Origin of the sequence: Bradyrhizobium sp. URHD0069 (assembly GCF_000701345.1) — a bacterium.
Lineage (GTDB): Bacteria > Pseudomonadota > Alphaproteobacteria > Rhizobiales > Xanthobacteraceae > Bradyrhizobium.
In genome coordinates this window covers 63,299-75,728 of sequence record NZ_KL370775.1, presented here as the reverse complement: position 1 = coordinate 75,728, position 12,430 = coordinate 63,299, and the positions used below count along the sequence as shown (strand labels likewise).

Annotated in this window: 8 protein-coding genes; 3 read left to right on the top strand and 5 right to left on the bottom strand. The window is 59.8% G+C overall.

The window, feature by feature from the left end:
- Window positions 1–151: 151 nt before the first annotated feature.
- From N554_RS0130920 to N554_RS0130900, 5 genes are all read right to left on the bottom strand, one after another.
- Entirely contained in the window at window positions 152–1,537 is a 1,386-nt protein-coding gene (locus N554_RS0130920) for an FAD-dependent oxidoreductase (protein WP_197033817.1), read from the bottom strand.
- A 98-nt stretch (window positions 1,538–1,635) separates the two neighbouring features.
- Window positions 1,636–3,288, bottom strand: a complete 1,653-nt coding sequence (locus N554_RS0130915; RefSeq protein WP_029586972.1) for an MFS transporter — start codon at window positions 3,286–3,288, stop codon at window positions 1,636–1,638.
- Window positions 3,289–3,383: 95 nt separating this feature from the next.
- Complete coding sequence (locus tag N554_RS0130910; RefSeq protein WP_051677814.1) at window positions 3,384–5,075, bottom strand: hydantoinase B/oxoprolinase family protein; 1,692 nt, start codon at window positions 5,073–5,075, stop codon at window positions 3,384–3,386.
- Complete coding sequence (locus N554_RS0130905; RefSeq protein ID WP_029586970.1) at window positions 5,072–7,090, bottom strand: hydantoinase/oxoprolinase family protein; 2,019 nt, start codon at window positions 7,088–7,090, stop codon at window positions 5,072–5,074. The genes N554_RS0130910 and N554_RS0130905 overlap by 4 nt, the downstream gene beginning before the upstream one ends.
- Before the next feature lie 461 nt (window positions 7,091–7,551).
- Complete coding sequence (locus tag N554_RS0130900) at window positions 7,552–8,268, bottom strand: GntR family transcriptional regulator (protein WP_197033816.1); 717 nt, start codon at window positions 8,266–8,268, stop codon at window positions 7,552–7,554.
- 85 nt (window positions 8,269–8,353) lie between these two features.
- Here N554_RS0130900 and N554_RS0130895 point away from each other — a divergent pair, with 85 nt between their 5' ends.
- The 3 genes from N554_RS0130895 to N554_RS0130885 are packed head-to-tail and all read left to right on the top strand — an operon-like array spanning window position 8,354 to window position 12,107.
- Window positions 8,354–9,364, top strand: coding sequence for an Ldh family oxidoreductase (locus tag N554_RS0130895; RefSeq protein ID WP_029586968.1), 1,011 nt, complete (start codon window positions 8,354–8,356; stop codon window positions 9,362–9,364).
- Between the two features lie 25 nt (window positions 9,365–9,389).
- Window positions 9,390–10,616, top strand: a complete 1,227-nt coding sequence (locus tag N554_RS0130890) for an iron-containing alcohol dehydrogenase (protein ID WP_029586967.1) — start codon at window positions 9,390–9,392, stop codon at window positions 10,614–10,616.
- Between the two features lie 15 nt (window positions 10,617–10,631).
- Window positions 10,632–12,107 carry an NAD-dependent succinate-semialdehyde dehydrogenase gene (locus N554_RS0130885; RefSeq protein ID WP_029586966.1) on the top strand — a complete coding sequence of 492 codons (1,476 nt, stop codon included), beginning with the start codon at window positions 10,632–10,634 and terminating at the stop codon, window positions 12,105–12,107.
- Window positions 12,108–12,430 lie beyond the last annotated feature (323 nt).

Sequence of the window (12,430 nt, the reverse complement as noted above, 5' to 3'; positions counted from 1 at the left end):
AATCCAGCTACGCGCGATATTCGGTGAGTTCGAGCGTCTGATGTGCGCTTACTAAAAAGACAAACGCTCCTGACGTAAGTCAGGAGCGTGTCGCCGTTCCGCTGTCGTTTATCCACGGGCCATCTCTCGGTCCGTATCGCTTTCAATCCTATCAGCGCAGATCCGGAGCGAGGATTGCGCCGTGTTGTTCAAGCGCAGACTGCAACGCGTTGATCGGTACGGAACGTACACGCCCGTTATCCGAGAGGCTCAGAGCGGCGCCCGCCCCCGCCGCCTCGCCCATCGCAAAGCATGGACCACCCGCGCGCGCCGACGACTGCGCCGCATGAGAGGACGACAGATTGCGGCCGGCCACCAGCAGATTCTCAAAGCCCTTGACCACGAGGCAGCCCCACGGAATTCCGTAGTACTCGCCGTCCGGCAGGAATTCCCACTGCGTCGCAAGACCGCGGCCATGAATCTCCAGCGGCCAGCCGGTACATGCGATGCGGTCCTCGGGCTTCACGCAGTTGCGAATGTCCTCGACCTGCAATTCGCTGTCGCCGCGGATCACACGCGTTTCGCGAATGCCGACCTTGGCACCTATATCCAGCACGCGTGCGTTCTCGAAGCCGGGTACATATTTGCGGAAGACTTCTTCGTACATGCGCACCTGACGGCGGCCCTCGCGTTCGGCAGCCGAGAGCTGTTCTGGATCAACCAGATTGAACGGCGCGCCGTTTTCGTCACCAAGCTTGGTGACGTTCAGATGCACGACACCGGGCAGCGGATTGACGTGATAACCGATTGCCGTTCGCGGCAACGGAAACCCGTCGGCCACGGCCTGCTCCAGCAGTTCGCGAATTTGAGGGCGCGACAGCTTGCCGGCACGTTCCTGATCGACATTGCCGAGGCGGAACATAGCGGATGCGTACTGGGTTTCGCCGTCTTCGCCGAGACCGAATTCCGCGCCAGCGCGCGCAGCAACATCCCCGTCGCCCGAACAATCCACCACCACCCGCGGCAGGATCGCGGAACGGCCGCCCTTGTTTTCGATAATCACGGCAGTCACACGGCCATTCTCAGTCTGGACGTCAACGGCGGATGTATGCAGCAGAACCTTGACGCCATTTGCAGCCACGATCTCGTCCGCGACCCGGCGCAACGCGATCGACTCGTAGGGAACGCCGATGATCTTGCCATGGCGCCTGGGTTCAAGAAGGCCATCGTAACGCTTCAGGCGATCCTCGACCTCCATGTAGATGCCGCCGACGGTGCGACCGAGCCGTTTGTCGTCGACGATGGCGTGGGTACCGCAGAAACCGCCGAGGGTTACGAGTGTGAGAGTGCCCCCAAGATAGCCATAGGCGTCGATCAGCAACGTATCGGCCCCGGCGCGTGCGGCTGCACAGGCTGCCGACAGTCCGGCGGCGCCGCCGCCGACCACCAGCACGTCGGGCTCGGCATAGATCGGAATGTCGCGGGCAGTCTCCCGGATCGTCTTCGTGCCAGCCTTTGCTGATCGAGCCGAAGGCCGTCCACTTGTGGGTACAGACATCATCATCTCCATGTTCTTGGGAAACCCACGGGGAGTTTCCATGATCTTTCGCACTTGACTGCCGGCATGCCGCGAGCGCGGCATGCCGGCAGTCGCGATCACTTGATCGCGTTGATATCGACGTCCTTGGTTTCGGGCAGCCAGATCGCGCCGATGATGAATGTCATCACCGCGATCAGGATTGGATACCAAAGGCCGAAGTAAATATTGCCGTTCTGTGCCGACAGGGCGAAGACGATGCTGGGCAGCAAGCCGCCGAACCAGCCGAAGCCGATATGGTAAGGCAACGACATCGACGTGTAACGAATGCGGGTCGGGAACAGTTCGACCAGCATGGCCGCCGTCGGGGCATAGACCATGACCACGTAGAGGATCAGGATCGTCAGCAGCAACAGCGTCATGGGAACGTTGACCTCGGCGGGATCCGCCTTGGTCGGGTAGCCGCTCTTCGCCAAACCGTCGGACACCGCCTTCTTGAACTCCGCCTCTTTCTTCTTCGCGTCATCGGGCGACCGACCCTGTGAGCTGTAGGACGGAATTTCGAGTTCGCCGATCTTGATCGTCGCGGTCGTTCCCGGTGCACCCGCCACGTTCTGATAGGTCGCAGCTGCGGCCGTCAGCACTTGCTTGGCGACATCACATGAACTGGTGAACTTCGCGGTGCCGGTGGGGTTGAACTGGAACGAACAGTCGTTGGGATCGGCCGTTACGGTGATCGGTGCGGAGTTCTGGGCTCGCTCGAGCGCAGGATTCGCGTAATGAGTCAGCGCCTGGAAGATCGGGAAGTAAGTCAGAATGCCAAGCAGACATCCCCCCATGATGATCCACTTCCGCCCGATCTTGTCGGCCAGAATGCCGAACACGATGTAGAACGGTGATGCGATCAGCAGCGCCCCGCCCTGCAGAAGGTTCACCGTCGACGGATCGACCTTCAGAACCTGGCTCAGGAAGAACAGAGAATAAAACTGTCCGGTGTAGGAGACCGTCGCCTGACCGGCCATCAGACCGAACAGCACGAGCAGCACGATTTTCAGGTTACCCCAGCGGGCGAAGGACTCCGTCAGCGGCGCCTTGGAAAGCGTGCCTTCGGCTTTCATTTTCTTGAACGCAGGCGATTCCTCCATGGTCAGACGAATCCACACGGAAATCGCGAACAGGATGATCGAAAGAAGGAACGGCAGCCGCCATCCCCAATCATCGAATGCCGGGCCTGTGATTTGCCTGCAGATGAGAATGACGATCAGCGAAAGCAGAAGACCTAATGGCGAGGTGATCTGAATCCATGAGGTGTAGTAACCGCGCCGGTTCTGCGGCGCGTGCTCGGCGACATAAGTCGCGGCACCACCGTATTCGCCGCCGATCGCAAGGCCTTGAAGCAGGCGCAATGCGATCAGAATGATCGGAGCTGCTATTCCGATGGTGGAATAACTCGGCAACAAGCCGACGACGAAGGTCGACAGTCCCATGATGCCGATGGTGACGAGGAAGGTATACTTGCGTCCAACCATGTCGCCGATGCGGCCAAAAAACAACGCTCCAAACGGCCTAATGATAAAACCCGCCGCAAAAGTCAGTAGTGCAAAAATGAACCCCGTCGTCGGATTGAGCCCGCTAAAAAACTGCTTCGCAATAACCGAAGCGAGCGAACCGAACAGATACAGATCATAAAACTCAAAAACCGAACCAAGCGAAGATCCAAGAATGACCTTGCGTTGTTCTTTGGTCGTCGGCGCCTGAACTGTGGCGTGCATTCTTTCCTCCTGAGATCATGATTTTTCAAATGTTTTCTTGTTCTTACGAATACCGACCGGTCCGCTTCTGGATAAAGCGGCGGACCGGGAAACCCTCACACGCGTTCGACCACCTTCTCTCGCGGCTGCGTTTTGAGACCGTAGATTTTCTTTGCGGCATCGGGAGACAGCAGTTCTTCCGCGACGTCGCGCTCGACAAGACCCTTGTCGCGCTGCGATGGAAGGCCATAGCCGCCGCCACCCCCGAGGAACACTTCCACGACGTCGCCCTTGCGCAGATCGAAGGACGATTTCGAGCCGATCTTGATAAGCTTGCCGTCGCGGTGGATGCCGCAGAATCCGGATAGCGCCGGAGTGCCGCCGAAGATGCCGCCTGGCTGGAGACGGAAGCGATCGGCATAGATGGCGAGCTTGGTGCCGTCGCGGAGCACTTCATAGTGTCGGCTGAAGCCCGCACCACCGCGAAAGCGGCCGTGCCCGAAGGAATTCGGCTCGAGCTTGTAGCCAACGATGCGGACGTAATCGCACTGGATATCCATCACCTCGACCGGCGTATTCGAACAGTTCGACAGCGGTGAATCGACAGCGTCGCATCCGTCGCCGATCGCCGACGCGCCGTATCCGCCGCCGAACACTTCCAGATTGACCTGGAAACCCTTCTCGCCGTGATACGAGAAGCAGATGACCGTCGTTGTATCGAAGCCCGGAGCGATGACCTGTTCGGGCACAGCCTGACTCAGCGCCTTCATGATCGCGCCAAATGCACGATAGCCGCCTTCAAGCCGCGCACGCACCGGCGCTGGAGACACCGGATGGAGCAGACAAGCCGGAGGCACAGTTATGTGGATCGGGCGCTTCACGCCTTCGTTGAACGGAATACCTGCGCTGGTGATGACCGACTTGATGCAGCTCAGCGTCGCCGCATAGGTTGACGACAGCGGGACGTTCACGTTGCGCATGACCTGCTGGCATGTGCCGGTGAAATCGACGTAGATATCTTCGTCCTTCACCTCCACCCTGACCTTTATGGGCAACGGCGTGTCGGTCACGCCGTCGTCATCGATCGCGTCTTCACCGTAATAGACGCCGTTGGGCACCTTCTGAATCGCGGCACGCATGCGCCGCTCGGAATATGCAATGAATTCCTGCATCACCTCACAGACGGCATCGGCGCCGTACTTGGTGCAGAGCTGCTGGACCCGCGCCGCTCCCACCGCATTCGCGGCGAATTGAGCGTTGAAGTCTCCGATCGTGAGATCCGGAACGCGAACGTTGGCTTCGATCAATCGCTCGAAGTTTCCACCGTTCCAGTCGCGCGCCATGTTGTATTTCGATGGAGGGATACGAATCCCCTCCTGGAAAATGTCGGTGGCGTCTGTGTCGAGGCCGGGACTGCCCCCGCCGAGATCGAGATGGTGCGCAACGCTGGCGCCGAAGCCGATCACCTTCTCCTCGAAGAAAATCGGCGTGAAGATGAAAACGTCGGGAAGATGCTGGCCACCGTTGTAGGGGTCGTTGCTGACGAGGAAATCGCCCTCCTCAAGCGTCTCGGCCGGATAGCGCGCCAGACAGGGCTGAATTGTCATGCCGATCGGCCCAAGCTGAATCGGGATGAGATCGGCTTGCGAAACCACATTGCCAAAGCGATCGAGCAGTGCGGACGCGCCGTCCCGCGCCTCACGCAGAATGGTCGAATAGGCTGAACGAATGAGCTTCGCACCCATCTCGTTGGCGACGGCATGCAGCGCCTGGCTAATCACCGCATAATCAATGGGCGAGACTTTCATGCCTTGTCCTTTTCCAGAATCAGATTGTCCTGCTCGTCGATGTGGCCGCTCCATCCGACCCCGACGAGAACAGTGGCCGTCGTGCCGTGAAGCACTGCCGGACCCTTGATGGATTCACCAATTTTGAGCAGCCCGTCTGCTAGCCGCTTGGTTTCGTTCCATTTCCAGTCTGAAAACAGCGGAGCGTCGGAAAAATGCTCGGAAGTGTTGGCCTCGCGCATCAAACGCGGTACCGTCGCCAACTTCTTGCGGATGGCGACGCGCAGACAGATGATCTCGATTGCCCGCTTCGACGCCGCTCCATGGAAGAACGCGCGCTGGTGAGCGTCGACGAAGCGCCGCTCCATTTCGTCCTGCGTCAAATTTTCGATGGATTCGTAATCGAAATAGACCGTGACCTCGAACGCCTGCCCGACGAAGCGCATGTCGATGCCGTAGGTCCATTCATAGGGCGCGCCGAGGCCGATCTCCTCCATCTGCCGCTGCAAGCTTTCCCGCAACTTCTCAAAATCCTTGTGGACCAGGGCTGGAGCTTCGGCATTCAGCCGAATACGGTGCGTGAGGCTGTCGTGCTTCACGCAATCCGACGCTAGCAATCCATAGGCAGAGATCACACCGGGATTCGGCGGCACCACGACCTTGTCGACGCCGAGGTCCGTCGCGACGGCAGTGGCATGCAGTGAGCCAGCTCCGCCAAACGGCACGATGACATAGTCTCGCGGATCGCGGCCGCGCTCAGTCGAAACGAGCTGGATCGCGCGTACGATGTTGGCATTGGCCAAGCGGATCGCGCTTTCTGCGGCCTCTTCGATTGAAAGCTTCAAAGCCTCGGCAACCGGCGCGAAGGCTTTGCGCGCCGCATCGAGATCGACCTTGATGCGTCCGCCGAGTTGCGTATCCGGGTGGATCGCGCCGCAAACGACATGCGCGTCGGTGATGGTCGGCAGCGTTCCGCCCTTGCCGTAGCAGGCGGGTCCTGGCGTCGCGCCGGAGCTTTGCGGTCCGACCCGCAGCATGCCGCCGTCATCGATCCAGACGATGCTGCCGCCACCCGCGCCTACGGTGACAATGTCGAGGACAGGCGTACGCAGCGGAAGACGGTCGATCTCCGTCTCGGTTGCAAGGCTCGGCTCACCATCCACGACAAGCGAGACGTCGGTACTCGTGCCGCCCATGTCGAACGTGATGAGATTGCGATAGCCGGATAGCGCCGCCAGGCGCGCAGCACCGACGACGCCCGCCGCAGGACCAGAGAACAGCGCCGTGATTGCGCTTCTTGCCATTGCTTCGGCCGGCAGCAAGCCGCCGTTGGATTGCATGACGGTGAACTGGCCGTCGAACGTCTTGTCGTTCAGCCACTGCGAGAATCGCGACAGATAACCGGCGATGACCGGCTGCACGTAGGCCGAGAGCGCCGTGGTCGATGCGCGCTCGTATTCGCGGAATTCTCTGACCACCTCGGTCGAGCACGTCACCGAAACACCGGGAAGATGAGAGCGCAGCAGCTTTCCGAGCTTCTCTTCATGCTCCGAGTTGGCATAGGAGTTCAGAAGGCAGACCGCGACGGCCCGGAAACTGCCGGCTCGCAAAGCCGGAACGAGGTTTTTAATGACGTCGGCTTCCGACAGCGCCGTCAGCACGCTGCCGTCCGGCAGAATACGCTCGTTCACTTCAAAAGAGCCGCTGCGCGGAACGATCGGTTCAGGCTTCTGGTACTGGAGATTATAGATGTTGCGGCGATCATGCCGCTGCAACTGAAGAAGATCACGGAAACCGGCCGTGGTCACGAAAGCAATCTTGGCCCCCTTGCGCTCAAGGATCGCGTTGGTCGCGACCGTTGAACCGTGGGCGAAGTCCTTGATCCCCTTAACCTCTAAACCCGCCGCACTCACGGCATGGAAAGCCCCTTGCTCGGGGGCGGACGGGGTACTCGGCACTTTTGTAATGGCGATGCGATCGTTATCGATCGCCACGAGGTCCGTAAACGTCCCCCCGACCTCTACTCCCACTCTCATACTGCGACGTCCTCCAAGTGTTCTTATTTCGGAACCGCTGAAATCACGCAGCTCCGCGATCGTGGCATCGAACGACAAGTGACCACGACGTGCCGCGGCGGAGGCCGCCCACCGGATGGCTAGTTCGTTCAGACGATTGAATGTGAAGAATTCCCACAGAAGGCCTGCGACCAGCCGGCAGGCGTCTCGCTTCGAATGCCCTGCAGGCAAAGAACCAGCGGGTCTTCAACTCTTCCTGATTCTCGCTAGCTGACCTCCAATATCGTATAGGATATACAATACCTATTTTAATATCCCATGCGAATCTTTTGTCAACTACGGCGCAATGAGCCCACGGGGCAGCAGATCTTTGTTGTCCGACTGGCAGGAAACTTAGCGAGGCAGCGGAGCGCGATCACAACGGAGCGCGCCGGACATATATGGCCGCACGCTCGTGACCCCCTTCAACGGAGTCGCAAGGGTCAGGTGCTGACCAGGGTGAGAATGCGGTTACGCGATGCAAGGATATGCGCCCGCATGGCTTTCTCACTTGCAGGTCCATCATGCGCGACAAGAGCAGTCAGAATGTCGGCATGCTCGGCAATCGCTTCAGACGTCACGCGGGTGTGGAACACCAGCCTGAAAATATGAACATGCGAATGAAGCCGCGCCAACGTATCGACCAGCAACGAGTTGCCACCGGCCGTGGAAATGACCTGATGAAACTCCGCATCCTTGCGTGCGAACTGGCCATATGCCGGAAACTGGTTGTCTCGCAGGCTTACCATGTCGGCATGAAGCGCACGCAGTATATCCATCTCCGCCTGCGTTATTCGGGCCGCAGCCTTTGCGGCCACCGCCGGTTCTAGCAGAAGTCTCGCTTCGAACAGATGCTCGACCTGCTCCTTGCTGAGCTGGGAAGCCGCGCTGTATCCGACAAGGTGAGCCTTCAGCACGAGCCCTTCGGCCTCAAGGCGACTGAGCGCCTCGCGGATCGGCGTCTGCGACACGCCGAGTTCGCGTGCGAGATTGTCGACGGTAATCTTGGCGCCCGGCTGAATCTTGAGCGCCATGATCCGATCAAGGATCGCGTCGTAGACTTCGTCCACAAGCGCGGCCGGACGATTGATCGTCCTTGGTGCATCATCGTCAGTATTGGCTGCGTGCTTGGAAGTGCGACTGCCCTTTATTCCCGACATTTCAACCCTGCGATTCTGCCTTGACCTTTAGTGCCATTATACCATAAATCTCGCGGCGCAATCAAATATCGTATAGGATATCCGATTGACGATAGCTATCTCCCGGGCTCGAAAAGTAGCGAAGCAAGTCCTCCATCGCGCCGGCGTGCCGGACGCTCACGCCACCCTGCAAATCGATCTGCTTCTGGAAGCGGAGCTGCGCGGACGTCCATCGCACGGATTGCTGAGACTGCCACGAATAGTCGAACGCATCCACAACGACGTAACCGATCCACACACCATCGGCGAACACAGCTGGCGCAGCCAGGCCTATCTCGATGTCGATGGCAAGATGGGCCTTGGCCCCGTCGTCGCGTGCGTGGCATTGGATGCCATCTGTGAACGTGCGCGCGAAACCGGCGTGGCGATCGCAGCGATTCACAACAACAACCATCTCGGCATGATGGCCTGGTACGCGGAGCGCATCGCGACGCGTGGATTGACTCTGATCGCCTTGTCCACGAGCGAGGCGCTTGTTCATCCGTGGGGCGGCCGCCGCGCAATGCTGGGCACCAACCCGATCGCGATCGGCGTGCCCGCCTCGCCCCGTCCCTTCGTTGTCGACATGGCGACGAGTCTCGTGTCGATGGGGCAGATTCATGATCATGCCCACCGCAAGGTCCGCATTCCTCCGAATTGGGCGCTCGATGCCAATGGCGAGGCGACCACCGATGCCGCGGCAGCCCGCGATGGCGCGGTCGCTCCCTTCGGTGAAGCCAAGGGCTACGCCCTCGGTCTCGCGTTTGAAGTTCTGGTTGCGAGCCTGACGGCTTCGGCGCTCGGCCGGAACGTACGCGGCACACTGGATTCAACACATCCCTGCAACAAGGGCGACGTGTTCATCGTTATCGATACCTCGACATCCGGTACGATGGCCGACGCTATCGGCGCCTATCTCGACGAGATCCGGAACGGCTCTCCAGCGCGCGGTTTCAACAATGTCGCGATTCCCGGCGATCGTTCCCTTGCGGTGCGCGAACAGCGTCTCAAGGAGGGAATGCCCGTGGCTGAAGAAGTATGGACACGTCTTCTTCATCTTGCCGGCGAGACAAACTGATCTTCAACCAAGGGTAAAAAATAGCATGACTCAAATCGGCGCTCTTCGAACACCGCGCAACATCATTTTCGGAAAAGGGCAGCGTGGCGCGCTGGGTCTGGCTGCGAAATCGCTCGGCAGCCGCGCCTTCGTCTGCACGGATCCGCGCCTGAGCGCGGAGCGCGATTTCTCGGCCATGATCGACGATCTGAAGGCCAATGGCATCGCGGTACATGTGTACGATCAGACCGTTGCCGAGTTGCCGCTCACCTGTCTCGACGAATGCATTGCATCCGCGAAAAGCTTCGGTCCGGACCTGGTCATCGGCATCGGCGGTGGATCGTGCATGGATCTGGCGAAGGCCGCGGCCGTCATGCTGAGCCACGGCGGCAACATTCGCGACTATTACGGCGAGTTCAAAGTGCCCGGGCCCGTCATGCCCCTGATTGCGGTTCCGACAACGTCGGGCACCGGCTCCGAAGTCACCCCGGTCGCCGTGCTCGGAGATCCGGAGCGCACTATGAAGGTCGGCATCGCCAGTCCGCATATCATCGCACATACCGCGATCTGCGATCCGGAACTGACCTATAGCTGTCCTCCCGCATTAACCGCGGTTTCCGGCGCGGACGCATTGACCCATGCAATCGAGGCCTTCACCGCCATCCGCAAGCCCGAGACGCCTAGACTCGTGCACGAACACGTCTTTATCGGAAAGAACGCACTGTCCGACCATCATGCACTCCTCGCAATCAAACGCATCGCGGGCAGCCTCAGCGTCGCCGTGAGCAAGGGCGACGATGAAGCCGCGCGCGAAGATATGATGCTTGGCGCATTGTCCGCGGGTCTCGCCTTCGGTACGGCCGGAACGGCGGCGGCTCATGCCATTCAGTATCCAGTTGGCGCATTGACCCACACGGCTCATGGCACCGGCGTCGCGCTGCTCATGCCTTACGTCATGGATTTCAATCGCGCGGCTCGCGTCAGCGAATTCGCACAGATCGCCGGCGCCATGGGCGCCGCGCGGAAGGACGCGGCCGACGAGGCTCTTTCGTTCGCAGCGATCGAAGCGGTGAAGACACTGTTCAAAGACATCAAGATCCCGGCAACCCTTGCCGAGCTTGGATTGCCCGAAGACCAGCTCGAATGGACGGCCGAACAATCATTCACCGCACAGCGCCTGATCAACAACAATCCCGTGCCTCTCGACGTCAAGAAACTGCATCACATCATCACCGCGGCCTATCACGGCTCGTCCGTCAAAGCTGCGGCGTAAGCGAAGGAAAAAACTATGAACGCTGTCACTGTAATCAAGGCTCCAACAGTCGATGCCGGCTCGATTCCGGCCGATCTCTTTATCGGCGGCACCTGGAAGCCGTCGAGCACCGGTAAGCGCATCAAGGTATTCAATCCTTCGACGGAAGAACTGCTGGCAACGATCGCCGACGCCGCGGTCGAGGACGGCATTTCCGCTGTGGACGCCGCTGCCGCAGCCGCGCGCGATTGGGCCAAGACCCCGCCGCGCCGCCGCGCCGAGATTCTTCTCAAGGCTTACTATCTGATGGTTGAAAAAGCGGATTGGCTCGCGGAGCTGATTTCGCTCGAAAACGGCAAGGCCCTCGCTGACGCCAAAGGTGAAGTGAATTATGCGGCTGAATTCTTCCGCTGGTACGCGGAAGAGGCCGTTCGCATCAACGGCGACATTTCGATTGCACCAAGCGGCGCGAACCGCATCATTGTCCAGTATCAGCCGGTTGGTATCGCCGTGCTGGTAACGCCGTGGAATTTTCCGGCCGCGATGGCGACGCGCAAAATCGGTCCGGCGCTTGCCGCGGGCTGCACCTGCATTCTGAAGCCGGCCACTGAAACGCCGCTGACTGCGTTCGCCATGGTCGATATTCTGGCCAAGGCAGGCGTGCCAAACGGCGTCGTCAACGTGATTACGACTTCGACGCCCGGTCCGGTCATCAGCGCGATGCTCCACGATCCGCGCGTGCGCAAGCTGTCGTTCACAGGCTCGACGGATGTCGGCCGCCGCCTGCTCCGCGAGGCGTCCGACTGTGTCATCAACTGCTCGATGGAACTTGGAGGTAACGCGCCCTTCATCGTGTTTGAAGACGCCGATATCGACGCGGCAATTGACGGCGCCATGATCGCCAAGATGCGAAACGGTGGCGAGGCCTGCACCGCCGCAAATCGTTTCTATATTCACCGCAGCATCTATGACGCTTTCGCGCAGAAACTGAGTGCACGGATGAGCGCGATGACCATCGGCGATGGCTGGCTGCCTGGCACCGCATGCGGTCCACTCGTGAACGAGCCGAGCCTGAAGAAGGTCGACGGCTTCGTCCAGGATGCCGTATCGCGCGGCGCCAAGGTGCTGACCGGCGGCAAGGCACTCGATCGGAAGGGTTACTTCTATCCGCCGACCGTGCTGACCCACGTCGCGAAGGACTCCGAACTGCTACATGACGAAATCTTCGGACCAGTGGCCGCTCTGGTCGCTTTCGACACCGAGGAGGAAGTGATCGCTCTCGCCAATGACACGGAATACGGTCTGGTATCCTACGTCTTCACACAGAACCTCGCGCGCGGTCTGCGTGTTTCGGAACAGCTTGATGCCGGCATGGTGGCGTTGAATCGTGGACTGGTCTCCGATCCGGCAGCGCCATTTGGCGGCACGAAACAAAGCGGCCTGGGGCGCGAAGGCGCCCATCACGGATTACTGGAATTTACCGAAGCTAAATACATCGCAACATCGTGGTGAACTTACAAATGCCGGCCGAAAGGCCGGCATTTTTCGTTTGAGATGTTCGCATTGGCTCGCCGGAATCCGGGCACGCATTACTTTGGTTGTCAGTGAAGTTGGCCCACCGTACGTGAAGAGGCGACGGCGGAGAGCGTAGGGCAACGGCGAACTCCCCGCATGGCGGGTGTCGCGGGGGCCTGGTCGGGAAAGCCCCAAAACCATCGGATCGCCGCGAGAGCAAAGCTAATATGCGTGTGAGCATGACTGCCGAATCCGAAATAGGTCGCGCGCGTACGAGGCGCGCTGAGGAAGTCGTGCACCATTGTTTCGACCAAGGCGAA